General features: G+C 57.8%; 22 protein-coding genes and 1 tRNA gene. 8 read left to right on the top strand and 15 right to left on the bottom strand.

Annotation, left to right across the window (positions count from 1 at the left end; translation table 11 throughout):
- Positions 1 to 124 precede the first annotated feature (124 nt).
- From AC2FIT_RS12475 to AC2FIT_RS12450, 6 genes are all read right to left on the bottom strand, one after another.
- A complete protein-coding gene (locus tag AC2FIT_RS12475; protein ID WP_068336031.1) occupies positions 125 to 1,120 on the bottom strand; it encodes an ABC transporter ATP-binding protein in 996 nt (331 codons plus the stop codon).
- Complete coding sequence (locus tag AC2FIT_RS12470) at positions 1,117 to 2,151, bottom strand: Gfo/Idh/MocA family protein (protein WP_496829886.1); 1,035 nt, start codon at positions 2,149 to 2,151, stop codon at positions 1,117 to 1,119. The genes AC2FIT_RS12475 and AC2FIT_RS12470 overlap by 4 nt, the downstream gene beginning before the upstream one ends.
- Complete coding sequence (locus tag AC2FIT_RS12465) at positions 2,148 to 2,987, bottom strand: carbohydrate ABC transporter permease (protein WP_496829884.1); 840 nt, start codon at positions 2,985 to 2,987, stop codon at positions 2,148 to 2,150. Before AC2FIT_RS12465 ends, AC2FIT_RS12470 begins: the two co-directional genes overlap by 4 nt.
- A gap of 10 nt (positions 2,988 to 2,997) precedes the next feature.
- Positions 2,998 to 3,912 (bottom strand): carbohydrate ABC transporter permease, encoded by a 915-nt coding sequence (locus AC2FIT_RS12460; protein ID WP_496829882.1) that lies wholly within the window; start codon positions 3,910 to 3,912, stop codon positions 2,998 to 3,000.
- A gap of 70 nt (positions 3,913 to 3,982) precedes the next feature.
- Positions 3,983 to 5,236 (bottom strand): ABC transporter substrate-binding protein, encoded by a 1,254-nt coding sequence (locus AC2FIT_RS12455; protein WP_496829880.1) that lies wholly within the window; start codon positions 5,234 to 5,236, stop codon positions 3,983 to 3,985.
- A gap of 25 nt (positions 5,237 to 5,261) precedes the next feature.
- Positions 5,262 to 6,146, bottom strand: a complete 885-nt coding sequence (locus AC2FIT_RS12450; RefSeq protein ID WP_496829878.1) for an N-acetylmuramic acid 6-phosphate etherase — start codon at positions 6,144 to 6,146, stop codon at positions 5,262 to 5,264.
- Between the two features lie 168 nt (positions 6,147 to 6,314).
- Between AC2FIT_RS12450 and AC2FIT_RS12445 the strand changes: the two genes are divergently transcribed.
- The 8 genes from AC2FIT_RS12445 to AC2FIT_RS12410 all read left to right on the top strand — a co-directional run bounded on the left by AC2FIT_RS12445 (position 6,315) and on the right by AC2FIT_RS12410 (position 15,229).
- Complete coding sequence (locus tag AC2FIT_RS12445; protein WP_496829876.1) at positions 6,315 to 7,190, top strand: glucosamine kinase nucleotide-binding domain-containing protein; 876 nt, start codon at positions 6,315 to 6,317, stop codon at positions 7,188 to 7,190.
- Positions 7,177 to 7,926 carry a GntR family transcriptional regulator gene (locus AC2FIT_RS12440; RefSeq protein ID WP_496829874.1) on the top strand — a complete coding sequence of 250 codons (750 nt, stop codon included), beginning with the start codon at positions 7,177 to 7,179 and terminating at the stop codon, positions 7,924 to 7,926. The genes AC2FIT_RS12445 and AC2FIT_RS12440 overlap by 14 nt, the downstream gene beginning before the upstream one ends.
- 19 nt (positions 7,927 to 7,945) lie before the next feature.
- Positions 7,946 to 8,974, top strand: coding sequence for an SIS domain-containing protein (locus AC2FIT_RS12435; RefSeq protein ID WP_496829872.1), 1,029 nt, complete (start codon positions 7,946 to 7,948; stop codon positions 8,972 to 8,974).
- A complete protein-coding gene (gene nagA, locus AC2FIT_RS12430; protein WP_496829870.1) occupies positions 8,971 to 10,107 on the top strand; it encodes an N-acetylglucosamine-6-phosphate deacetylase in 1,137 nt (378 codons plus the stop codon). Before AC2FIT_RS12435 ends, nagA begins: the two co-directional genes overlap by 4 nt.
- A 115-nt stretch (positions 10,108 to 10,222) precedes the next feature.
- Positions 10,223 to 10,297 (top strand) — tRNA-Gly (locus AC2FIT_RS12425).
- Positions 10,298 to 10,425: 128 nt separating this feature from the next.
- Positions 10,426 to 12,246 carry an ABC transporter transmembrane domain-containing protein gene (locus AC2FIT_RS12420; RefSeq protein ID WP_496829869.1) on the top strand — a complete coding sequence of 607 codons (1,821 nt, stop codon included), beginning with the start codon at positions 10,426 to 10,428 and terminating at the stop codon, positions 12,244 to 12,246.
- Between the two features lie 157 nt (positions 12,247 to 12,403).
- Positions 12,404 to 14,293 (top strand): acyl-CoA synthetase, encoded by a 1,890-nt coding sequence (locus AC2FIT_RS12415; RefSeq protein ID WP_496829867.1) that lies wholly within the window; start codon positions 12,404 to 12,406, stop codon positions 14,291 to 14,293.
- Between the two features lie 12 nt (positions 14,294 to 14,305).
- Entirely contained in the window at positions 14,306 to 15,229 is a 924-nt protein-coding gene (locus AC2FIT_RS12410; protein WP_496829865.1) for an alpha/beta hydrolase, read from the top strand.
- Positions 15,230 to 15,233: 4 nt separating this feature from the next.
- Here the strand turns inward: AC2FIT_RS12410 and AC2FIT_RS12405 are convergent, their stop codons facing one another.
- From AC2FIT_RS12405 to AC2FIT_RS12365, 9 genes are all read right to left on the bottom strand, one after another.
- A complete protein-coding gene (locus AC2FIT_RS12405; RefSeq protein WP_496829863.1) occupies positions 15,234 to 16,070 on the bottom strand; it encodes an alkaline phosphatase family protein in 837 nt (278 codons plus the stop codon).
- 156 nt (positions 16,071 to 16,226) lie between these two features.
- Complete coding sequence (locus AC2FIT_RS12400) at positions 16,227 to 17,864, bottom strand: ABC transporter ATP-binding protein (protein ID WP_496829861.1); 1,638 nt, start codon at positions 17,862 to 17,864, stop codon at positions 16,227 to 16,229.
- Positions 17,861 to 18,676, bottom strand: a complete 816-nt coding sequence (locus AC2FIT_RS12395; protein ID WP_496829859.1) for an ABC transporter permease — start codon at positions 18,674 to 18,676, stop codon at positions 17,861 to 17,863. Before AC2FIT_RS12395 ends, AC2FIT_RS12400 begins: the two co-directional genes overlap by 4 nt.
- Positions 18,673 to 19,629 carry an ABC transporter permease gene (locus tag AC2FIT_RS12390; RefSeq protein WP_496829857.1) on the bottom strand — a complete coding sequence of 319 codons (957 nt, stop codon included), beginning with the start codon at positions 19,627 to 19,629 and terminating at the stop codon, positions 18,673 to 18,675. The genes AC2FIT_RS12395 and AC2FIT_RS12390 overlap by 4 nt, the downstream gene beginning before the upstream one ends.
- A 15-nt stretch (positions 19,630 to 19,644) precedes the next feature.
- Complete coding sequence (locus AC2FIT_RS12385) at positions 19,645 to 21,231, bottom strand: ABC transporter substrate-binding protein (protein WP_068335976.1); 1,587 nt, start codon at positions 21,229 to 21,231, stop codon at positions 19,645 to 19,647.
- 124 nt (positions 21,232 to 21,355) lie between these two features.
- Entirely contained in the window at positions 21,356 to 23,347 is a 1,992-nt protein-coding gene (locus tag AC2FIT_RS12380; RefSeq protein ID WP_496829855.1) for a CocE/NonD family hydrolase, read from the bottom strand.
- A gap of 51 nt (positions 23,348 to 23,398) precedes the next feature.
- On the bottom strand, positions 23,399 to 24,502 hold the full coding sequence (locus AC2FIT_RS12375; RefSeq protein WP_496829853.1) for a glycerate kinase type-2 family protein: 1,104 nt from the start codon (positions 24,500 to 24,502) through the stop codon (positions 23,399 to 23,401).
- Complete coding sequence (gene dtd / locus AC2FIT_RS12370) at positions 24,502 to 24,939, bottom strand: D-aminoacyl-tRNA deacylase (RefSeq protein WP_496829851.1); 438 nt, start codon at positions 24,937 to 24,939, stop codon at positions 24,502 to 24,504. The genes AC2FIT_RS12375 and dtd overlap by 1 nt, the downstream gene beginning before the upstream one ends.
- A gap of 23 nt (positions 24,940 to 24,962) precedes the next feature.
- Positions 24,963 to 25,631, bottom strand: a complete 669-nt coding sequence (locus tag AC2FIT_RS12365) for a nitroreductase (protein WP_496829849.1) — start codon at positions 25,629 to 25,631, stop codon at positions 24,963 to 24,965.
- Between the last annotated feature and the right edge of the window lie 55 nt (positions 25,632 to 25,686).

Below are 25,686 nucleotides of genomic sequence, written 5' to 3'. Positions count from 1 at the left end.
TGCTTAGATTTGCCAAATGCCAGAATGCGACGAACGGAAAGATGCTTTGCCCCCTCGGCAAAGGTCCGGGGTTGTAGCGAAACTTTCAGAGATCGCGTTGTGAAAAACGAATAATCATAGACACTTAGCCTAAACGGTGCCCTTCCGTATCAAACCGATAGGCTTTGTCCGCAGCATAGGCAAAGCGCAGTTCCTGACCTTCGGAAATTGAATGCTGTCCAAACAAGCGTGCAGTTACGGCATGGTCGTTGACCTTGGCGATTACATTTGTATCTCCGCCCAGTTTTTCCACGTGACTGACCCGTGCAACCAATGGGCCGTCATCTGACAGAAACAGGTCTTCGGGGCGGATACCGATGGTGGTTTGACCGCCGCCCTGCAAAAGCCCCTCGGGCAGGAAATTCATAGAAGGTGAGCCCAGAAACCCCGCGACGAACTGATTGACCGGGTTGTTGTAAAGCTCCATCGGGCTGCCGATCTGTTCAACCCTCCCATCGCGCAGCACGACGATCTTATCGGCCAGCGTCATCGCTTCGGTCTGATCGTGGGTCACATAGATCATCGAGGCATCCAGCGCCCGGTGCAGGTTTGCGATCTCTATCCGCGTGTTCATCCGCAGCGCCGCGTCCAGATTGGAAAGCGGCTCGTCAAACAAAAACAACTTGGGTTCGCGCACGATGGCGCGCCCGATAGCCACGCGCTGCCGCTGACCGCCGGACAGTTCAGACGGATATCGATCCAGATAGGGTTCAAGGTTCAGCATGCGGCTGGCCTTGGCCACGCGTTCCTCAATCACTGCTTTGGGCTGTCTTTCCTGCTTCAGGGCCAGCGTCATATTCCCGCGCACGCTGAGATGGGGGTAGAGCGCATAGCTTTGGAATACCATGGCGATCCCACGTTTGGACGGCGGCACCAGATTAACCTGCTGTCCGTCAATATTGATCTCGCCCGAGGACGCATCCTCAAGCCCCGCGATCACGCGCAACAGGGTGGACTTGCCACAGCCCGAGGGGCCAACAAAGACGACAAATTCGCCTTCTTCCACTTCAAGTGTGATGTCTTTCAAAACATGCACGTTTCCAAAGGACTTGTTCACGTTGGTCAGGGTCAAGGCAGTCATTTTGCGGGCTCCTCAAGGGAAACGGGCTGGCCGGTGCGGATGCTTTCATCCGCGGCCAAACAAATGGCGAGGGATTGGACAGCGTCATTCATATGGCGTGTCAGATCGATATCTTCGGCGATGGCGCGCAGCATATAGGCCTGTTCGGCATCGCAGAGTTCCTGATGGCCGGGCTCATCCGGCATTTCGATGGTGCGGTCGCCCTGTGGGGTATGAACCAGCAAGCCGCCGACCTTGGTGTGTCCGTCGATATCAGCCGACGCGCCCTTGTTCCCGTCCGTGATCGAAACCGACCCGTTGGGCGAGACGATGTCTTTCACAAAGAATGCGGTTTCCGACATCATCGGACCCCAGCCCGCCTCGTACCAGCCGACTGATCCATCCTCGAAGATCACCTGAAACTGTCCATAGTTGTACATGTCCGGGGCGATCTCGTCAGACAGGCGCAGACCCATCCCATGCACGCGGACAGGCTGCGCGTCTGTGATCTGGCACATCACATCAACATAGTGAACGCCGCAATCTACGATGGGTGAGGTCGTTTGCATGAGTGCCTTGTGCGTTTCCCACTCCGCACCCGAGGATTGTTGGTTCAGGTTTAGGCGGAAAACATATGGTCCACCCAAATCGCGCGCCTCAGTAATCAGGCGTATCCATGAGGGGTGGTGGCGTAGGATATAGCCGACCACCAGCTTTCGATTCAGCCGTGTGGCGGTTTCCACCACGCGCCGCGCATCCGCCACGTTGGTCGCCAAGGGCTTTTCCACGAATACATGCGCGCCAGCCTCCATTGCGGCGCAGGCGAAATCCGCGTGGCTGTCAGAATAGGTGGCGATCACGACCAGATCGGGGTTAGTCTCGGCCAGCGCGGCCTCGAAATCAGAATAGGTGCGATAGCCTGCGAGGTCAGGGTGATCCACACGACCGGATCGGTTCACCAGCCCGACGATTTCTGCGTCCGGGTGGTTGTGATGGGCCAAGGCGTGGCTCAGCCCCATATTGCCAAGGCCAGCGATCAGAACTTTGGTCATTTGACAGCTCCTGACGTGATGCCTCGGATCAGTTGACGCGAGAAGATGACGTAGAGGACAAGCACCGGCAGGATTGCCATCGACAGGGCCGACAGAACCGCGTTCCAGTCGGTTACGAACTGACCGATAAAGACCTGACTGCCCAGCGTCAGCGTCTTGGTTTCCTCGGCTGGGGCAAGGATCAGCGGGAACCACAAGTCATTCCAGATCGGGATCATGTTGAACACGGCAACCGTCGCCATCGCAGGCCGGACCAAAGGCAGAACCAGCCGGAAAAAGATCGTGTATTCCGACAGGCCGTCGATCCGGCCGGCGTTTTTCAGGTCGTCACTCACCTGCCGCATGAATTCGGACAGGATGAACACCGCCAACGGCAACCCTTGCGCCGTGTACACAAGGATCAATGCCCAGAGCGTGTTCACAAACCCGGTTGCAACCATCATCTCAAGGATCGCGACGGTGCCGATGCGGATCGGAATCATGATCCCCAATGCAAGATAAAGGCCCATCACAAGGTTGCCCTTGAACCGGTACTCCGACAAGGCGTAGGCCGCCATGGCCCCGAACAGCAAAACAAAGAATAATGACGCAACAGTAACGATCATTGAGTTCTGGAAATACAGGAAGAAATCCCCCTGTTTCATCACCGTCTCGTACCCGACCAGTGAGAAGCTGTCGGCGCTGGGCAAGGCCAAAGGCTCGCGAAAGATCGCACGGCGGGATTTGAAGCTGTTGATCAGGATGACGAAGACCGGGAAAAGCGCGATCAGCGTGTACAGGATCAACGCTCCGTGCATCGCGGCGGTGTTTAGGGGGTTGTGGCGTGCTTTGTTCATCACTGGACCCTCACAGTTGATAGCGGCGCATCCGGGTCTGGATGCCGAATAGGTAGATGCAGACACCGACCAGGATGATCGCGAACATGGCCCCTGCGATAGCTGATCCCATATGCGGATCACCCAGTTGCAACTGGAAGCCAAAGAACGTGCGGTACATGAATGTGCCCAGAATATCGGTTGAAAAATCAGGTCCGGCCAGCGCGCCCTGCGCTGCATAGATCAGGTCGAACGCGTTGAAATTTCCTACGAAAGTAAGGATTGAGATAATGCCGATCGAGGGAAGGATCAAAGGCAGCTTGATCTTCCAGAAAGCCGCTGCGCCGGTGATACCGTCGATCTCGCCGGCCTCAAGGATTTCCTCGGGAATGGTCAGCAGGGCGGCATAGATCAGCATCATCGGAATACCGACGAACTGCCAAACCGAAATCAGCGCCAGCGTGGTCAGCGCGTATTCTTCTTTCCCCAACCACGGCGCAAAAAGGGATTTCAGACCGATCGCGTCCAGCATCGAAGGCGCGATGCCCCAGATCGGTGACAGGATCAGTTTCCATGCGAACCCTACGATCACAAAGCTCAGGATCGTGGGGATAAAGATCGCTGACCGATACAGCGCCGCAAGCCGCAGGCGCGGGTGGCTGAGCAGTGCAGCCAACGCGATGCCGATGGGGTTCTGAACAAGCATGTGGATCAGGAAAAACCAGAAGTTGTTTCCCAGCGCGTTCCAGAACTGCTTGGACCAGATCGGGTCAAAAAACAACGTCTGAAAGTTTTGCAATCCGACGAACACCCGGCTCTGATCGACCTCGGTGTACAGCGCCAGCCGAAGCGTGTTGAACAGCGGAAAAATCATCACTGCGGTGTAGACAAGCACGGCAGGTGCAAGAAACACGACGATATGCCAGCGGAAGCGTGGGCGGTTCATGGTATCGCTTTCAAAGGGTTGTCAGGAGTACCCGGGCGACCCGCGCCGCCCGAGTAGGTTGGGTCATGCGTTACTGGTGCGGCGCGTACCAGCTGGAAAGGCCTTCCTGCAGCTCAGCACCCAGTTCCTCGGGCGACTTGGCACCCTTGATCGCAGCAACCGACGCGCCCCAGGTCTCATTCTCAAGGTTCGGTGTTCCGCGCGACAGAATTTGATAGGTCGAGCGGATGGTGGACTCACACTCGTCCCGCCACTCTGCGATTTCCTTGGCCAACGGGTCCTGCAATTCGACCGGAGTGCTGGACAGCGGGAAAAAACCCGGCAGGGCGTTGCCGAAAATCTCAGCAAATTCGGGGCTTGCAACCCAGGTCAGGAAGGTTTCGGCGGCCTCGGGGTGTTCCGTGGCGGCGTTCATTCCAATTCCGATATCAGTGTGGTCCGAGATGTAGCACGTGTCTCCTGCACTGCGAACAGGCGGCTTGAAGGCACCCATTTCGAAATCGGCCTGCGCGTTAAAGCCCGAAATCTCCCACGATCCGGCCGGATAAATGGCGGCGCGGCCAAGTGTGAAAATGTTCTGGCTGTCGGGATAGGTCTGCGCCTCAAACCCATCACCCATATACTCTGCCCAGCGGGCAAGGGTTGCGAAAGGCGCTGTCCACGGCTCATCTGTCAGCTTTTGCTCACCGGCGATCAGGGCTTGTCTGCCTTCCTCACCCTTCCAGTAGTTCGGGCCGATGTTGTTGTAGCCCATCGTGGCGGCTTCCCACTGATCATTCGTACCCATGGCCAGCGGGATGTAGGTGCCGTCTTCCTTGATCTTTTCCAGCGCGGCAAAGAACTCGTCCTCGGTGGTGGGAACTTCGATGCCCAGCTCGGCAAAGGCCTCTTTATTGTAGATGAAACCGTGGATCACCGAGGCCATCGGCACGCAGAAAGTGACCGAACCATCGTCGGTCTGCCAGGCCGATTTCGCAACGTCCGAGAAATTGCTCATCGCTTCGACCGAGGACAGATCGGACAGGTGGCCCGCCTCATACAGCGCCAGCGAGGCGTCGAACGGGCGGCAGGTGATCAGGTCGCCAGCCGAGCCCGCGTCAAGCTTGGAATTGAGAACAGCGTTGTATTCTGCCGGGGCGGATGGCGTGAATTCCACCTTGATTCCAGGGTACTGTGCTTCGAACGCCGGAATGATCTGCTCCTGCCACAGGGTCAGGTCATCGTTGCGCCAACTTTCGATCGTTAGCGTCACGTCTTCTGCATAAGCGGTTGTCGCCATCAGGGTCGTACCCAGCAAGGCTATCTTCAGGTTTCTGTGTTTCATTTCTCTCTCTCCCGTTTTTTAGGTTTCAGTCCCGTGCCAGTGCGACATTCATGAGTCCGTTTGTCGCCCGAAGGCGTACATGTGCCTCGTCCAGTGACAGGGCTTTGGCGGCAATAAGAATGGCGGGTTTCACGTCCCCGTGCGCGGTGTCCAACGCCTGTTGCGCGGTGGCAGTATCCACTTCTGCGATCCGGGCAACGATTCCGGCGGCGCGTGCCCTCAGCTTGTGATTGTCGGAGCGCAAATTGACCATCATGCCACGATGCACGTGACCAAGTTCGACCGCCATCAGCGAGGACAGCATGTTCAATGCAATCTTTTGCGCTGTGCCAGCACCCATGCGTGTAGAGCCCGAAATCAGTTCGGGCGGCGTGGCTAGAAGAACTGGAATGTCCGCGCCCAACAACAAAGGGCTGTCTGCGTTGTTGGCGATCCCAATTACAGTCGCCCCCTGCGCGCGGGCGATATTCACGGCGGCCAAAGTGTAGGGCGTAGACCCGCTTGCGGAAACCGCGATCACTGTGTCCTTGGCCTCGATTGTACTCAGCGCCTGTTTCAAGCCTTCGGTTGCGTCTTCCGAGTCGCCGGGCATCTCGACCCCGGTGGGCAGGCCGCCAGCCATGTGAATGCGCAGACGGGCAGGCGGGATCGAGAATGTGCCGCCCAATTCCTGCGCATCGGCTGCGGCCATCAGGCCGGATGATCCGGCGGCCACATAGTGCAGCACACCTTCGCCGCGTATGGTTTCCGCCATCGCTGCGGCCCCTTGAGCGATGCAGCCCAAAGCGTCGCGAACGACCGCGGCGGCAGCGATCTGACCCTCGGCCAGCGCGCGTGCAGCTATAGCCAAGTCGCCTTGGGTCAAGTGTTCGGCATCAGGATGCAGTTGTTCTGTAGGCGGCAGCGTCAAGAGAATCCTCCCCGGTTCTGCATATACAATACCTATTTAATACCACTTGTCCAGATTTTATTTTCTTCCAATTTTGTCGCGTTGTTCAGGCATTTTTTTCGTCTTTACGAGCCAATATTCACGAATTAGGGCTTTCACGGAGCTTAAAGGTATTATAATGGTATTGTCATGACTGAGTCTCGGAATAACGCCGTTTTGGCTGTTGATGGTGGGGGAACGCGATGTCGTGTTGCCTGTATGATTAATGGCGTGGTCCATTCCGTCGAGACCGGAGCGGCCAATGTCTCAACCGATTTTGATGGCGCGCTTGTGCAGATTCGGTCGGGTTTAGATCAGGTGTCGGATCGAATTGGTGTTCTAGGGGCCAAGATGCTGGATTTTCCGGCCTATGTCGGTCTGGCGGGCGTTACTGACAAGCAGATTGCGCAGCGGCTGCGGGATGCGTTGGGGTTAACCTGCGCGCGGGTCGAAGATGACCGGCCCGCCGCAGTGCGCGGGGCATTGGGCGCGCAAGATGGCTTGATTGCACATTGCGGAACCGGATCCTTCCTTGCCATCCAAATACACGGCGCAATGCGTTTCGCCGGGGGGTGGGGGTCGGTTCTGGGGGATGAGGCCTCGGCCCAATGGGTCGGGCGCCGAGCATTGGCTGAAACGCTGTGCGCCGTGGATGGAACGCGGATTGAGACGGATTTAACGCGAAAGCTGCTGTGTGAATTGCACGGCACGGCGGGCATTGTGCGATTTGCCGGAACGGCCACACCCGCCCAGTTCGGGGCGCTTGCTCCTGCGGTCACATCCGCAGTGCAAACCGGCGATACCGCTGCTGTTGAAATCATGCAAGCCGGGGCGGGCTATCTTGAAGGAACGGCAAGGCGCTTAGGGTGGCAGAGAGGTCAGGCGATCTGTCTGACCGGAGGGATAGCGGGGCACTACGCCGACTACCTGCCAGATGACATGAGGTCCGCCATTCGCCCGCCGCTGGGTGAGCCGCTGACCGGCGCGTTGGCTTTGGCAAAGGAGGTCCGGCATGAGCATCTCTGACTTTTTGCGGTCTGACTTGTGGCTGAGTCCGGACAAAGGCCCGCGCTATGTTCAGTTGCGGCATCGTTTGCAGGAAGGCATCGACAGTGGTGTTCTGCCACCCAACTCTTCGCTGCCATCGGAACGGGAACTGGTTGAAATCACGGACCTTTCTCGGGTAACAGTTCGCAAGGCCATTCAAGAGCTGGTGCAGGAAGGTTTGATCGAACAGCGTCAGGGATCGGGGTCGTTCATTCGTGATCGTATGCCGCGGGTCGAGCAATCGCTGACACACTTGACTTCGTTCACCGAGGACATGGCCAGCCGCGGAATGCGCACCACGTCCAAATGGCTGGAGCGCGGCGTCTTTGCACCGACCCCCGAGGAAATCGAGGCGTTGAGCCTTGCAGAAGGTGAGCAGATTTCGCGCATCTACCGCCTGCGCGAAGCCGACGGGCGTCCGCTGGCGCTGGAACGCGCCGCGCTGCCGCTCGACATTCTGCCCAATCCTATCGAGGTCACCACCTCGCTCTATGAGGTTCTGGACGATTTGGGTCGGCGGCCCGTGCGTGCGGTGCAAAAAATCTCTGCCATCAATCTTGCTGCGCCCGAGGCAGAATTGCTGGACGTTCCCGAAGGGGCCGCTGGGCTGAACATCGAACGAATTTCATTCCTGAAAAACGGGCGGGTCGCGGAACTGACCCGATCCCTTTATCGGGGCGACACCTATGACTTTGTCGCCGAATTGCGGTTGTAACCGGAAAGGCCGGAAAAGCATGTCAGAAAACAGCTCGAAAATGCGGCAGGAGATTTCGGAAATCCCCGACGCGGTTGATCGGTTGCTAAGCCAGGGGGCCGCCAACATTCAGGCCGCGTCGAATCTGATGAAAGAGGCCGACCCCCGGTTTTTGATCACCGTGGCGCGGGGGTCGTCGGATCACGCCTGCACCTATCTGAAATATGCCAGCGAGTTGCTGTTGAACCTGCCTGTGGCCTCGGTCGGGCCATCGGTCAATTCGATCTATGGTGTTGATCTGCGCGCAGATGGTGCGGTTTGCCTGTCGGTGTCGCAGTCAGGTCAAAGCCCGGACATTGTGGGAATGACCCGATCGTTGAAGTCCTCGGGGGGGGCGACCGTTGCGATTACCAACAACACGACTTCACGCCTTGCCGAGGTGGCGGATGCGGTCCTGCCCCTTCATGCGGGTCCAGAGCTTAGCGTGGCTGCAACCAAAACATTCGTCACCTCACTGGTCGCGGGTCTATGGGTGTTGGCCGAGGTCAAGGGCGATGGTGAATTGATAACGGCGATCCGCTTCTTGCCGGCCCATCTGGAGCAGGCCGCGCAGTGCGACTGGTCTGCTGCGGCAATGGCGATCACGGGCCGATCGTTGTTTACCTTGGGCCGGGGTCCGTCCTTTGCCATGTCCAATGAGGCTGCGCTGAAGATCAAGGAAACCTGTCAGATTCACGCAGAAAGCTATTCGGCCGCCGAAGTGCTGCACGGTCCGGTCTCAATCGTCGAAGAGGGGTTCCCAACGATCGTTTTCGCAGCAGCCGACGCCGCAGAGCAGGCAACGGCCGAGGCCGCCGATGCGTTGGCGGGCAAGGGGGCTGCTGTGTTTGCTGCGACCGAAAAGGTGACCAAGGCTAAAAGCCTGCCCGTGATACGTACTGGTCACTGGCTGACCGACCCCATTGCCACCATCACCTCGTTTTACAGTATGGTCGAAGCCGTCGCGCTTGCCCGTGGAATTGACCCCGACGCACCGCGGCATCTCAGGAAAGTGACAGAGACGGTATGACCCTAGGTTCAGTGACATATCGCAACGGTGCTGTGTTCGATGGCGAATCTGTGCACTTCAACCATGCGATCACCTTTCGCGACGGCACGCTGTCAGCGATCATACCCGACCAGACGGGAAGCCCGGAAGGGCAGGTCATCGACCTCAACGGCGATATCCTTTGCCCGGGTTTCGTTGATCTGCAGGTAAATGGCGGCGACGGAGTGATGTTCAACGATGACCCCTCGGTCGAAACCATACGGCGGATCGCCGAGGCACATCGGCGGTTGGGGGTCGCGGCGCTGCTACCAACACTGATCACCGACACGCCCGAAAAAACCGAAGCTGCCATCGCTGCGGCTATACAGGCGGTCCAGGCCGGCGTTCCGGGGGTGGTCGGGCTACACCTTGAAGGGCCGCACCTGTCGGTGGCGCGCAAGGGGGCGCATGATGGTGCCTTGATCCGGCCTATGGAGGATGCGGATTTGGCAGCGCTGATTCAGGCGGCAGAGAACTTGCCCTGCCTGAAAGTGACGCTGGCACCCGAAACCGTCTCGGAGCAGCAGGTTCAAGCCTTGTGTGAGGCGGGTGTTCTGGTGTCGTTGGGCCATACCAACGCAGATTTCGCGACATGCCAGCGCTATGCCAAGGCGGGCGCGCGCTGTGTCACCCATTTGTTCAACGCGATGAGCCAGATGGGAAACCGCGAACCCGGTCTGGTCGGGGCGTGCCTTGCCAGTGGGGGGGTGTCGGCGGGGATGATCGCTGATGGCATCCATGTCCACCCCGCGGTGATGCGTGCAGCCTGGGCCGCCAAAACCGCACCCGGTCAGATCTTTCTGGTAAGTGACGCCATGGCCGTTGCAGGCACGGATCACGCCTCGTTTGATCTGGAGGGCCGTCGAATCACGCGGGCCAACGGACGCCTGACGCTTGAGGATGGAACGCTGGCTGGGGCCGATTTGGATCTGACCACGGCCATTCGAGTCTTGGTGACTCAGGTCGGTGTTTCGTTGCAGGACGCGCTGGCTGCTGCGACGACATATCCGGCATCCCTGATCGGGCAGCCCATTGTGCAGCCGTTGCGATTCGCTTCGATGATCCGGATAGCGTCGGATTTTTCCTCCTGCGCATGGCTGTCTGAGAACGGCTAACCGGTCGGCAACGGCCTTGTCTCATGCGCGGAGTGGGCAGGGCGCAGAAATTGCTTTCAAGCCGCGAACTGCGCTTGACGACACTTGGCGCTTCGCTTAAACCGACCTTCGCTGAGCGGGCGTCGTATACTGGCTATTACCTCAGCCTTCCAAGCTGATGAAGCGGGTTCGATTCCCGCCGCCCGCTCCAAGTCAGCCTTAAAATCCTGCGTCAAATGGCCCTTGCGGGATGCCTATTAATGACGCGCGGCTTGACCCCGCCGTTTGCTGCCGCCAAGAAGCGATCACTCAAACGCGAACATGATTAAAAGGCCACGCATGGCAAGAACCGCCTCAGCCAGTCCGGCACAGCAATCTGCACCCGGAGCAAGCGAAGAACGCGCCGGATCGAAGAAAATTGGCGTTCTGGCGTCGCTGTGGCCGTTTATGCGACCGTATCGTCTGTTGATGGTCAGTGCGATGGTGGCGTTGGTTCTGACGGCAGGCATGACCCTGACGCTGCCACTGGCCGTGCGGCGTGTGGTCGACAATTTCCGTATTGAAGACGGTGAGCTGCTGGATTGGTACTTTCTAGCGGCCCTTGGCATCGCCGCCTTTCTGGCCGTTGGAACTGGTCTGCGCTATGCGCTGGTGACGCGATTGGGCGAGCGTGTCGTGGCCGATATCCGCAAGGCCGTGTTCAGCCGCGTTATCGGCATGAGCCCCGAATTCTACGAACGTATCATGACCGGAGAGGTCCTGAGCCGGATTACTACGGATACGACGCTGATCCAGTCTGTTCTTGGCTCGTCTGTTTCCATCGCATTGCGCAACGTCCTGCTGTTCGTTGGTGGTTTGGCGCTGATGCTGCTGACCTCGGCTAAGCTGACCGGCATGGTGTTGTTGCTGATCCCGTTGGTGGTGGTGCCTATCCTGCTGTTGGGGCGTCGGCTACGGGTGATCAGCCGGGAAAACCAGGATTGGATTGCTGCGTCCTCCGGCAACGCGGGCGAGGCGTTGAGTGCCGTGCAAACAGTGCAGGCCTTTACCCACGAACAGGCCAGCCGCATGCAGTTTTCGGACATGACTGAAACGTCTTACACTGTCTCGCTGCGCCGCATTCGAACACGTGCTGTGCTGACGGTGATTGTGATCTTTCTGGTCTTTTCGGGAATTGTTGGCGTGCTGTGGATGGGGGCCAATGATGTTCGCGACGGTGTGATGACAGAAGGCGTTCTGATTCAGTTCGTGATCTATTCGATCATCATGGCCGGCTCCGTGGCGGCCTTGTCAGAAATCTGGAGCGAGCTTCAGCGTGCCGCAGGAGCGACCGAACGGCTGGTCGAACTGTTGAATGCGCAGGACACAGTCAGCGATCCTGCAAAGCCCATTGCCCTGCCTACGCCGGTAAAGGGTGAAATCCACTTTGATGACGTGACTTTTCGTTATCCCTCGCGCCCCGAGGTCGTGGCGCTTGAGCACTTGACCTTGCACATTAAGCCCGGCGAAACCGTTGCCTTTGTCGGGCCGTCAGGGGCAGGCAAGACAACCGTCATCCAGATGATCCAGCGGTTCTATGATCCGGCTTCGGGGAAGGTCACTCTGGATGGTGTCGATCTTCGCGACATCGACAGGGCGGATTTCCGTCGTCATATGGCGCTTGTGCCGCAGGACCCGGTGATCTTTGCCGCCTCGGCACGCGAAAACATCCGTTTTGGGCGTCTCGACGCGACCGATGCTGAGGTTGAAGCTGCTGCCCGCGCCGCCGCGGCACATGATTTTATCGTGGCCTTGCCAGAAGGCTATGACAGTTTCGTTGGTGAGCGGGGTGTCATGCTGTCAGGTGGTCAAAAGCAACGTATCGCGATTGCCCGTGCAATTCTGCGGGACGCGCCGGTCCTTCTGTTGGACGAGGCGACCTCGGCCTTGGACGCGGAAAGCGAACGTGCGGTGCAAGGCGCCGTGGACAAGATGCGCGCCGGGCGCACCACTCTGATCGTGGCGCATCGGCTGGCAACCGTCAAAAAGGCTGATCGGATCGTTGTGTTAGAGGCAGGGCGTATCGTGGCCCAGGGCACACATGATGATCTGGTGTCACAGGGCGGGCTGTACGCGAGGTTGGCGCGTCTGCAATTCACCGATGGCATGGCTGCCGAATGACGTGACGCAGGGGTAACACAATTCGCTCCGCAGCGTAATTCTATCCCTTCAGGGTCTTCACAGTTAAGGCATTTATTGAACCTGCGCGGTTTTGCTTCCATCTTGGCGGTGGAGACAAAACCTGTGCCGGACATGGGAGAGATAAGGGAGGAACCAGATGGCTTTTGTGGGTTTGGAAGACAAGGTGAGAATGGAGCAGGAAATGCCATGGGAGGACCGAGATGTTCCGGTCACCCTCCACCAGATGCTGTCGCGAACAGCCGGAAATTTTCCAAACAGCAATGCGATCAGCTTTCAGCTGTTATCTGGTCCGACGGACAAGGCTGAAACACTGACGTGGTCCGCGCTGTTGGGCAAGGTCAACCAGGCGGCGAACCTGTTCCGCTCACTTGGTATCGGTGAAAAAGATGTTGTTGCCTACGTTCTGCCCAATTGCAATGAGACGCTGGTTGCATTGATGGGCGGTGCCGTTGCCGGTATCGTGAACCCGATCAACCCGTTGTTGGAACCCGAGCAGATCGCTGCGATCCTGCGTGAAACCGGGGCCAAGGTTGTGGTCACGCTCAAGCCGTTCCCGAAGGCGGATGTGGCGCAAAAGGTCGAAGAAGCAGTTCGCCACGCACCCAAGGTTAAAACCATTCTGGAAATTGACCTCAACCGCTATCTCACGCCGCCAAAATCCTGGTTGGTGCCGTTCTTACGCCCCAAAATGGGGGATAAGGAACAATTGGCCCATGCGGATTACAAAAGCTTTAATAAAGAACTGGCCAAGCAGCCCACGACACTGACCTTTGAGGACAGCAAAGAGGACCGCGTCGCCTGCTATTTCCACACAGGTGGAACGACGGGCATGCCCAAGGTGGCGCAGCATACGTATTCCGGCCTGATCTATAATGGCTGGTTGGGTCACACGCTCTTGTTCTCGGAAGAAGACGTCATTATGTGCCCGTTGCCCATGTTCCACGTTTTTGCGGTGCATGTGATCATGATGGCCGCCGTGTCGTCTGGCGCGCATGTGGTCTTCCCAACCCCAGCCGGGTATCGCGGCGATGGTGTGTTCGACAATTTCTGGAAACTGATCGAACGCTGGAAAGTCAGCTTCATTATCACCGTTCCAACCGCGATTGCCGCCAAGATGCAACGCCCGGTAGATGCTGATATCTCAAGCGTCAGAACCGCTTTCTCGGGTTCGGCCCCGCTGCCTGTCGAACTGTTTCGGCGTTTTGAAGAAGCAACCGGTGTGACCATCGTCGAAGGCTATGGCCTGACCGAAGCGACCTGTCTGGTTTCCTGCAACCCGGTTGACGGAGAAAAGAAGATCGGTTCAATCGGATTTCCCTTCCCCTACACGGATGTCAAAATCCTGCAAGACGGACCGGATGGGCCTAAGGAGTGTGGCCTGGACGAGATTGGTGAAATCTGTGTGTCGAATCCGGGTGTGTATGTCGGCAACACCTATACAGAGGCGGACAAGAACCAAAACCTCTACCATTTAGACAAATATCTGCGAACGGGCGATTTGGGGCGGTTTGACGAAGACGGCTATCTTTGGATCACTGGGCGCGCGAAAGATCTGATTATTCGTGGCGGCCACAACATCGACCCGGCCGAAATTGAAGAGGCCCTGCTGGGCCATGACGCAGTTGCCTTTGCAGGGGCCATTGGCCAGCCTGACGCGTATTCAGGTGAGGTGCCTTGCGCCTTTGTCGAATTGGTCGACGGGGCCAGCGTCACCGAGAAAGAGTTGATGGAGTATTGCAAGGTGCAAGTTCACGAACGTGCGGCGCAGCCCAAGCATATGACCATTCTGAATGAACTTCCAAAGACTGCAGTTGGAAAGGTGTTCAAGCCTGAGCTGCGTAAACAGGCCATCACCCGCGTATACAATGGCGCATTGGAAGAGGCTGGGCTGACCGCGCGTGTCGTAAGCGTGATCGACGACAAAAAGCGCGGCCTCGTCGCGCAGCTTGACGCGAACGGCTCGGCAGAGGACGATGTCAGCAAAGTGCTGGGATCGTATACTCGGCCATGGGAATGGGTCGCCTGACCGGGAGGGATAATGGATTATGAACGTCTGATTGATGAGGAAACATGGGCGTTCATAAGGCGCACGGCTGAAAGCTATCCTGACGATGCGGTTGATCTTTCCATTGAAGATCAGCGTCGGTTGTACAATACCATGTGTCAGGATTTTCGCCAGCCCCGACCCGACGGAGTAGATGTGTTGGACAAATCCGCTGATGGTGTCCCGGTTCGGGTCTACACAGCCGGAGATCCAACACGAACCGTCGTCTATTTTCACGGTGGCGGTTTCGTGGTTGGTGGGCTTGAAAGCCACGACGACGTTTGCGCCGAGATTTGCATTCAGTCCGGGTATCGGGTTGCTGCTGTCGACTACCGCCTGTGCCCCGAACACGTCCATCCAGCGCAATTTCAGGACAGTTGGACGGCGACGAAATGGGTGGAACAGGAATTCAACGATCCTTTGATTCTTGCCGGGGATAGCGCTGGCGGCAACCTGGCTGCTACCGTTGCGCATTATGCGCGAGGGCGGCTTGGGTCACTGCTGGGCCAGGTTCTGATCTATCCGGGGCTGGGCGGGGACGCGACCGCTGGTTCATATCTGGTGCATGCGCACGCGCCTCTTTTGACGCTGGAAGAGATTCATTTCTATGAAAAGGTGCGCTGCGCCGGCGACGTCCCAAAAAATGACCCAACATTTGCGCCGTTGCAGGATCGTGATTTTTCAGGCCTGCCGCCTACCGTCGTGTTTACTGCTGATTGCGATCCGCTGCGCGATGATGGCGCGACCTACTGTGAAAAGATCACCAACACAGGCGGAAGGGCCTATTGGGTCAACGAACCCGGCCTTGTGCACGGGTACCTGCGCGCACGAAGTTCAGTGAAACGCGCCGCAGATAGTTTTGAACGCATCTCGGTCGCGATTGAGGCACTGGGCCAGCAGGTCTGGCCTTACGACTGATCCTTCAGTTCAGGAAAGGCGTGGCCCTCATCGTGTCGGCAATCGGCGCGCCCATACGATGCAAGATCGTGGGTGCAAGCTGCAACTGGTCGATCGTTGCACCTGCCTCGGGGCCGTCAGCGTCTCCGAAATAGTACAGTGCGGTTTCCTGTTGCAACGTACTGCGCCCGCCATGATGACCGCGCTCATCCTGACCGTGGTCGGCGGTCACAATGACCTCATAGCCCATTTGACGCCAACGGGGAATAAAGGGGGCCAGCATCTCGTCCACGACGAAACAGGCGTGGTCCATTTCTTCGCAATCGTGGAAGAACCGGTGGCCCATGCTGTCCAGCGTGCAGGTGTGGAGTACGCCGTAGTCCAACCCGAAACGCATACAGAGGTTGGTCAATGTGCCAAAAAGATCAACATCCGATGGCGTCATCTGATTTGCCTTGCCATAACCCGTCATCGTGTGAAACCGGCCGTGGTTTATCGTCGTGCTTTCGGGTTCGTCATATTCAATGTCGCGGACGTAGTCGAAGGGGTGACGGTTGAAGAATTCCGACCAAAAGCTGTGGGTGACGGCCCCGGTCACACCTCCGGCCTCACGCACCTGGCTGAACACATCCTTGTGGCTTAGTCGAAAAACGTTGCCGTTCCCGGTGCAGCCATGTTCCTGCGGGGGAACACCTGTGTGGATCGAGGCATAGCAACTGGCCGAAATTGACGGCAGCACCGAGCAGTTTTTCCAAACGCGCGCGTGGCCGCTGTCCACCCAGCCTTCGAGATTGCCGAACAAGCGGCGGAAGTTGCGCCATGGTACGCCGTCCAGAATGATCAAAAGAACTTTACGGTCCATGCTTCGGCCCTTTGGTCGGTTGTCTTGCGGATAATCTTACGCAACCGCATTTATTTCGGTCATCCATTTGCGTCCAAAACGGAAAATTCCCGACGCCAATCCAAAGGTGTAACGCCGGGAATTCCGTGTCTGGTCGCGATGTCGCAAAGAGGTGGGTCAGTTCCCTGCGCTTTCCATCTTGCGATGGGCGACAACCTCTTCCAGCCAGCCCAGTTGCATCTCGGGGACCGAGCTGAGAAGGAGGTCGGTATAGTCGTCGAATGGCGGGCTAAGCACCTCGGACTTGGACCCGTAGCGCACCACGCGGCCCTGATACATCACCGCGATACTGTCGCTGATCGCGCGGACGGTCGCCAGATCGTGGGTGATGAAAAGGTATGCGACATCCTCGATCTTTTGCAGGTTCAGCAGCAGTTTCAGGATGCCGTCCGCAACCAGCGGATCAAGGGCCGAAGTGACCTCATCACAGATGATCATCTTGGGTTTGGCCGCCAGTGACCGCGCGATACATACACGCTGTTTCTGGCCACCCGACAGTTCTGCCGGATAGCGATCCATAAAGGTCTCGCCCAGTTCGATCTCATCCAGCAGTTCGATGATCCGCTTGCGTTTTTCTGCGCCGCGCATGTTGAAGTAAAACTCCAACGGGCGGCCGATGATCGTACCCACGGTCTGGCGCGGGTTCATCGCCACATCCGCCATCTGGTAGATCATCTGCAACTCGCGCAGGTCTTCGCGTGTCCTGCCTTTCAAATCAGCTGAGAGCTTGCGCCCGGCAAACGTGATCTCACCATCGCGCGGTGGCAGCAGGCCGGTTATCACCCGCGCCAGTGTCGACTTGCCGGACCCGGATTCACCCACTACGGCCAGTGTCTGCCCCGGATGAAGATCGACATTGACGTTGTGCAGCACATCGAAGTTCAACCCCTTGTAGCGGGCGGTGATACCTTCGACGCTGAGTACGGGTTCCGGCGTCGGTTGCTTTTCCTCATGCTCGATCGAGCGCACAGAAACCAGAGCCTGGGTATATTCCTCTTGCGGGCTGTTGATGATCTGGTCGGTGTGGCCGTATTCGACCGTATTGCCCATGCGCAGAACCATGATGTCATCGCTCACCTGTGCCACGACAGCCAGATCATGCGTGATGTAGAGCGCGGCGACGCCGGTGTCCGCAATGGCCTCTTTGATCGCCATCAGAACGTCGATCTGGGTGGTCACGTCCAACGCCGTGGTGGGTTCATCGAAGACCACCAAATCAGGTTCAGGGCACAGCGCCAAAGCGGTCATGCAGCGTTGCAACTGACCACCGGACACCTGGTGCGGGTAACGCTCGCCGATGTTGTCTGGGTCGGGCAGACCCAGCTTGGCAAACAGCTCACGTGCACGGGTTTCGGCCTGTTTGCGGCTGAACTTTCTCTGTTCAACCGCAGCCTCGACGACCTGGTCCATGATCTTTTTGGCGGGGTTAAAGGAGGCCGCGGCGGATTGCGACACATAGGTCACCTCACCCCCGCGCAGCTTGCGGATGTCGCCCGTAGATGTTTTCAGAATGTCGCGTCCGTTAACCCAGACCTCGCCGCCGGTGATCTCAACGCCGCCGCGACCATAGGCCATTGAAGCCAGACCAATGGTGGATTTCCCGGCCCCGGATTCACCAATCAACCCCAACACCTTGCCGCGTTCTAGGTCAAAGCTGACCCCGTGCACGATCTCGATGTCATGGGGCTTCTCACCCGGCGGATAAACAGTCGCGCCGATTTTGAGGTCGCGGACCTTAAGAAGTGTATCGCTCATCCCCGGCCTCCTTTCAGTGATGTTGTCCGGTTCAAAACCCAATCAGCCACAAGGTTGACTGAGATAGCCAGCGTGGCAATCGCGACTGCGGGGTACAACGCCGCACCGATACCGTAAACGATGCCGTCCTTGTTCTCTTTGACGATACCACCCCAATCCGCCAGCGGCGGCTGAACACCAAGGCCCAGGAAGGACAGGGTCGAGACAAACAGAACCATGAAGATGAACCGCAGGCCCAGTTCCGCAACCAGTGGGGACAATGCGTTCGGCAGAATTTCACGGAAGATGATCCAGCCTTGGCCTTCACCGCGCAGCCTTGCGGCTTCGACATAGTCCATGACGGCGATATCGACCGCGACCGCTCGGGCAAGACGATAGACGCGCGTTGAATCCAGCAAACCCATGACGACGATCAGGACCGGTACGGTTACAGGCACCATCGCCAGAACCACCAGCGCAAAGATCAGCGTAGGGATCGACATGATCAGGTCCACTGCACGTGACATGACCTGGTCCGCCCAGCCGCCCAGGACAGCGGCCAGAAATCCAAGGATCGAGCCGGTCACAAAGCTAAGGATCGTGGCTGCAGTGGCAATAAAGATCGTCGTCCGCCCGCCATAGATCATGCGGCTGAGAAGATCGCGTCCGATATTGTCAGTACCCAGCCAGAATCGCGCGCTGGAGGGTTCCCATACGTCTCCAACAACTTCAGCCATGCCATATGGCGCCAGCAGAGGGGCAAAGATTGCGATAAAAAAGTACAGCGCCGTGAAGGCCAGCCCGATTAAAGCCGAGATTGGGATGTTCTTCATTTCGGATGCCTCAGCCTTGGGTTGGCCAGAATGGCAACGATGTCTGCAACCATGTTCAACCCGATATAGATCGCGGCAAAGATAACGCCGCAGGCCAGCACCACAGGAACGTCGCGCTTGGTCACGTGGTCCACAAGGTACTGCCCCATACCGGGATAGACGAACACAACCTCAACCACGACAACGCCGACGACCAGATAAGCCAGGTTCAGCATCACGACGTTGACGATAGGCGCGACTGCATTGGGGAAGGCGTGGCGATAGATGACTTGAAAACTGCTCAGGCCTTTTAGTTCAGCGGTTTCCACGTAAGCCGACTGCATCACGTTCAGGATTGCGGCCCGTGTCATGCGCATCATATGCGCCAGTACAACGAGTGTCAGAACAATGACCGGTAAGGCAATCGAGTTCAGTTTTTGCCCCAGCGTCATGCTTTCATTGATCATCGCCAGCGGTGAGAACATGCCCAGTTTCACGGCGACGAAATAGACCAGCACATAGCCGATCAGAAACTCCGGGATCGAAATGGTTGTAAGCGTTACAGCCGAAATCAATTTGTCGGGCCAGCGGTTGCGGTAGCGCACGGCCAGCAAGCCCAGAAAGATCGCCAACGGCACCGATACAATGGCGGCCCAGAATGCCAAGAATAGCGTATTGCCCAATCGGTTTCCAACCGACTCGGCGATATCCAGTTTATTTGTAAGCGATGTCCCCAGATCGCCCTGAACAATACCGCCCAGCCATTCAAAATAGCGGGTCAGGGCAGGACGGTTCAGCCCCATTTCTTCGCGAAGGTTTGCAAGGGCTTCGGGGGTTGCGGCTTGACCAAGGACCGCTTGCGCGGCGTCCCCGGGAAGGGCTTCGGTGAGGCCGAAAATCAGAGCCGATGCACCAAAGAGTAACAGGAAACCCAGCGCAAGGCGCTGGGAAACCAGTTTGATGATGGGATGCATAATCCGTCTTCCGTATCAGGCAAACCACATTTTGCGGGACATGTTGCCATTCATCATCTCTTGGGTTGGGTCACTTTCCCAGCCTTGCAACTGATTGCTGACCCCTTCGATGAAGTCGTTGAACATCGGGCAAATCAGGCCGCCCTGATCACGCACCATCATACCCATTTTGCTGTAGATGTCCTTGCGCTTGTCGTTGTCCAACTCGGCGCGTGCTGCAAACAGCATCTCGTCGAATTCCGGAACCTTGAAGCGGGTGTCATTCCAGTCGGCCGTCGACAGATACGCGGTCGAGTACATCTGATCCTGCACCGGACGACCGCCCCAGTAAGATGCACAGAAGGGTTGAACGTTCCAGACCTCGGACCAGTAGCCATCGTTAGGCTCACGCTTGATCTCCAGCGGGATACCCGCCTGAGCAGCGGTCTGCTGGAACAGGGCTGCCGCATCCACGGCACCCGGGAAGGCACCATCAGCAACACGAAGGATGATCGGCGATCCGTCATGGCCGGACTTTTTGTAGTGCTCGGCTGCCTTCTCAAGGTTGAACTCGCGTTGCGGGATAGATCCGTCAAACAGCGGATAAGCCGCGTTTACAGGCATGTCGTTGCCCACAGTTCCGTACCCACGCAAAATCTTATCAACCAAATCTTGACGGTTGATTGCGAATTTCAGCGCCATGCGCAGCTCGTTTTGATCAAATGGCGCGGTGTCGCAGTGCATGATGAACACGTAGTGTCCGCGACCGGCCGTCGAGTGCACCGTCAAGTTGGGCGCGCGACCCAGCAGATCAGCGACTTTTGGCTCCACACGGTTGATTGCGTGTACTTGCCCTGACTGCAACGCTGCGGTACGGGCCGTTGCGTCGTTGATCACAACAACCTCGACACTGTCGAAATTCCCGAAATCCGGATTCCAGTGATTTTCGAACTTTGTATACAGGTGACGCACACCGGGCTCGTCCACTTCGACCTTGTATGGTCCAGTGCCGATACCAGCCCCCGGGTCGTCCATGCCGCCGTTTGGCTGTATGATCAGGTGATAGTCCGCCATCAGATAGGGCAAGTCGGCGTTCGGCTCGGTAAGCGTAACTTGGAAGTTGTCGCCATCGGCCTTCATAGACTCGATGCCCTGCATGATGCCCAGAGCACCAGACTTCGAGTCTTCGTTCGAGTGACGCTCCATAGTCTTCAGCACGTCTTCGCTGGTCATGGTTTTGCCGTTGTGGAACTCAACACCCTGACGCAGCTTGAACGTCCAGACCTTGGCATCGGCGCTACCTTCCACACTTTCTGCAAGGCGGGGTTCGATCGAGCCATCGGGCGCAACCTCGACCAGTTGGTCACCGAACTGCTTGCCGTTCTGAAACGGAACCGAGCTGGCATAGGTTGCCGGGTCCAGCGAGTTGGTAGACTCACCGCCTTGCAGACCAAATTTAAGGTCGCCGCCCTTCTTTGGGCCAGCCGCGCGCGCGGCGTTTGCGAACATCGTGCTGGCCATCGCCGCCGAGACACCCAGAGCCGTCGCTTTGCCCATGAATTCGCGGCGGGTCAGCTTGCCGGCTGTAACCTGTTCGGCCATGTGAGTGATTTGTTCGTTCATTCAAAGATCTCCCGGTTGAATGGATTATAAGCCCTTGAGGGGTTTTTTTTGACGCATGAGTCAAAGTAGGCGTATTTCGGTCGGGCGGGCAAGGAGAAATCTCTGGCCCGGATTGATCCGAAATTCATATCAGATCACGTGGTATCGATTCCTCCTGTTCCTTTGTTGAGACTAGGTTTTCGCCGTCATAGGCTTTCATCATTGCTTTTAGGTAAAAGGTTGTCTTGTCGGCCCACATTTCACAGGACGTCTCGGTGCGCAGATGGATGTCGTTTCGGCGGATCTCTTGCGTCCAGCTGCAAATGCCACGCGCGGAAAGGGGGTCATTGGGGTGTATTTCCCAACGCTCATGGGCTGTACCGCCGTGAATCAAACCGTGGTCTGCGTTTCGAACCAGACCAAAATCATCTTCAATGATCATTTGGGTTTGGCCTGAGTTCATATCGACATCAACCCGCCTTGAGTTTTGCGAGCTTCGCAAAATCGTCTGCCCAAGTGGCGCAGCAGATGACGGAGGCGGGAAGACATATGAGTCATCGCCCGCCGGACGCTGCGGCACTGTCACGTCCCCCCCGGTCAGGTGAAGTTCGGCTTTTTCCGGTGAGGGCCAGATGAGGGGCCAATAAGCGGTTGAGATCGCAACTCGCAACCTATGCCCCTTGGGCACGCGATAGGCGACATGGTCCAGCTCCAATGAGATATCATAAACCTTGCCTGGCGTCAGAGGTTTAGGTTCAGCATGGCTGTCTCGATGGGTCAGATTCAGTACACCATATGTGATGCGGGTCGAAGCGCCATCGGGATGCAGATGGTTCAGACGCACGGCAATTTGAGCTTGCGGCCGATCCGAACTTAGGCGAAGGCGAATGCTGGGTGCGCCGACGATATCCAGATCCTCGGTCAGTGGGTCGCCATCGAAACACGCCGATAACGCGTCATCGGCACGTTGATCTCCCGGCATGTCCGGGCCTAGCCAAATGGCGCAATATTCACCGCTCTCTATCCCGCAGGTTTGCGGCGAGCTTATTTTTGTATCCAGCGGGCCGTCCTGACCCAGACCAATATCCGACAATTGCAACGTCAGGCCCGGCAGGTGAGAGGTGGCGCCGTTCTGTTCTGTTATCCAGCGTCCCGCCCGTTCGCTGTACCAACGCTGCGGTCTCACCCCGTCCATCAGATAGGCGCGATAGTCGGGGTCATTCTCAACACCAGTGTCGAGACCTTTCAGCCAGTGATCCCACCAGCGCAGAGCCTCTTGCAAGAATCCGATCCGAGGTTCCGGAACCGCGAAATGAGGGTATTTATGCACCCAGGGGCCGACGATGCCCTTGACCGGAGCATCCAGTTTTTCGACCAGCAGCGGTACGGTATTCTTGTACGCATCGCCCCAGCCGCCCACAGCCAGGGTCGCCGCCTGGATCGCGCCAAAGTCCTCACAAACAGAACCATGTTTCCAATACGCGTCCCGTCTTTGATGACGCAGCCAGACAGATGGCAGAAAGGGCTCATGTTCTAGGCGGTCCAACCACAGCGCGCGCCAGTTCGGGCGCAGGTCCGGGTCCGGCGGGCGGGATGAGTACGACCACATGGTCGCGCCCCAGCCCAGGTTTTCGTTCAGCAGACAACCGCCCTTATAATGGATGTCGTCCGCATAACGATCGGCGGTCGAGCACAAGGTTATGATTGCCTTCAGTGGCTCGGGCCGCATCGCCGCAACTTGCAAGGCGTTGAAACCACCCCAGCTTATGCCCATCATTCCGACGTGACCGGTGCACCAAGGCTGTGCGGCCAGCCATTGAATGGTTGCAACAGCATCGTCCAGCTCTTGCTGGGTGTATTCATCCTCCATCAATCCTTCGCTGTCGCCATTGCCGCGCATATCCACACGGATGCAGGCATAGCCGCGTTCAGCGAACCACGGATGCGTCAGCGCGTCCCGTACCGTGGTTCCGTCGCGTTTACGGTAGGGTAGAAACTCCAGAATAGCCGGCACCGGGTTTTCCGCCGCATCCGTCGGACGCCAAACCCGCGCGGACAGGCGGCAGCCATCAGGCATTTCAATGCCGACATCGGGAAGGTCTTCGATATCGCGGAGCGTGTTTGCAGGTGCCGTCATTGCTGTACTCTCCCGAGGGTTTGCGATCTGGGTGGTATCAAAATCGTCAGATCAGTCACGGATTGCGACAAGCAGGTCCATTACATTCGTTCCCGTTGGCCCGGTCACCAGCAGTGCACCCGCATTGTCCAGATAGGTGCCGCTGTCGGCCTGCTGCAAAGCCTCTTCAGCGCCTTCGTCCCAAGTGGTGCCATCAATCACCGCGCCCGCGGCACGGGTTGGGCCGTCTGTGCCATCTGTGCCGCCGACAACCACGGTTATGCCTTCACGGCCCGAAATCTCACGCGCCAAGGCGAGCGCAAGGGCTTGGTTGCGCCCACCACGCCCCGGATTTTCTGGCAGGACGACCGTAGGCTCTCCACCAAACACCATGACACCGCTTGGCATGTCGCGAAGGCGTTTTCCAAGCGTTTCAGCGACGCGAAGGACGTCATCATGCAGGGATTCTTCGTTGGCGTGCACCGCAAGGCCTTCGCTTTGCGCGATTTCAACAGCTGCCGCGCGGGCATGCGCGTTCGACGCCACAATCTGCGTGCTGGCCTGAAAGCCAAACTCATCCGGTAGCGCGCCAATTCCTGAACCCACAACATTCAGGTCGTCACCCGGCACATCGGAAATCGCCAAGATGGTCGCCAGTTCCCCCTTGAAATGCGACAGCAGCCCGCCGCCCTTGATCCGGGACAACTTGCGCCGTTCCGCATTCATCGCCGTGATGTCCAACCCTTCGGCCAGCAGCCTTTTGTTCAACTGCTCAAGATCGGCCAGCGTTTTTCCCGGCAGCAGATCCTCGGCCAAGGACGAAGCACCGCCTGACACCAGCAACAGCAGATGCGAGCCCGGACCCATGGCCTCGACCGATTCACGCAAGGCCCGACCGCCCTGAAGGCTGCGGGAATCGGGGATGGGGTGCGCAGCCTCGATCACGGTGACATGGTCTGGTAGGTCACGCCCATGGTCGTCCTTGGTGACAACCAAGGTTGGGCGCGCCCCGAAGTGTTCCAGCGCCGCGCGCGCCATGGCCGCTGCGGGTTTGCCGACTGCCAGTATCTGATCCGGTTCAGGGATGCCCTGCAAAACCTTGCTTGTTGCGGCGTGGCCACTGACAGCGTCAACACCAGCCTGCCAGATACGAACTGCCTGTTCCCTTTTGTTCATCAACTCTCTATCCAAATGGTGACCGGCCCATCATTGACTAGTTCAACCGCCATATCCGCGCCGAATTGCCCCGTTTTGACAGGTATGCTGTGGGCCTGCAGCCGCTGTGCAAACACTTCGTACAGGTGTTTGCCGATATCCGGCGGCGCAGCCCCGGAAAAGCCGGGCCTGTTGCCGCGTGACGTATCGGCGGCCAGTGTGAACTGGCTGATCACCAAAGCCGAGCCTTTGATATCAACCACCGACCGGTTCATTTTTCCGGCGTCATCCTTGAAGATACGCAGCCTGGATACCTTGACGGCAAGCTGCTCTGCCTTTGCCTCATCATCGCCCTGCATCGCACAGACGAGGATCATCAGACCCGGCCCTGTCTGGCCGATTACCTGGCCGTCAACCGATACACTGGCCTTAGAAACTCTTTGTAGAATTGCGCGCACAGGCGTTCTCCGCTTGGTTTATTCTATCCGACCCAATCGACGACCTCGGCCAGATCAGCACGGTCAGTGCGAAAACTGTTGGCGGGGTGGTCTGTATCCGCATAGCCAAAGGATATTGCGCACAAAATCATTCGATCTTCCGGAATATCGAAATACCGCCGCAAGAAGGGACTGTAGGTTGCCAGTGCTGCCTGCGGGATTGTGGCCACTCCAAGCGCCTGCGCGGCCAGGCAGAAAACGGTGATGAAACCGCCGCAATCCAGCGCACCGTAGCCCCCAAGCTCTGCCGGGCTGGTGAGGATGGCGCAATGAGGCGCCCCAAACAGCGAAAAGTTCTCCATCATCTGCCGGGCCGAGGCTGCACGATCACCACGCTCAACGCCCACCGCCTCGTACAAAGCCCAACCGCAAGCGCGGCGGCGGTCCTGGTACATACCACTATAAGAAGTTGGAAAGGGCAGGTCCGGAGAGGGCGTGCCAGCCGCCGCCTCGGCAAGCATGGCTGTCCGGAACCGATCGGTTTCTTCCCCGCTGGTGACGATGACGTGCCAAGGTTGCGCGTTGCACCAACTGGGAACGCGTGTCGCGCTGTTCAGAATTTGTTCGATCTGATCTTTTGGAACCGGGTCAGAGAGAAACGCCCTGCAAGAGTGGCGCGCAGTCAGCAATCGGTTCAGATCAGATAGCGTCACTCTGGCCTCTCCCTCAGCGTTGACGCGGCGCAGAATGGCCCCGGGTCACGAGAAG

It is taken from the genome of Ruegeria sp. YTSA135 (assembly GCF_059610165.1).
The sequence above is the reverse complement of the archived record's forward strand: the minus strand, read 5'-3'. Positions and strand labels throughout refer to the sequence as shown.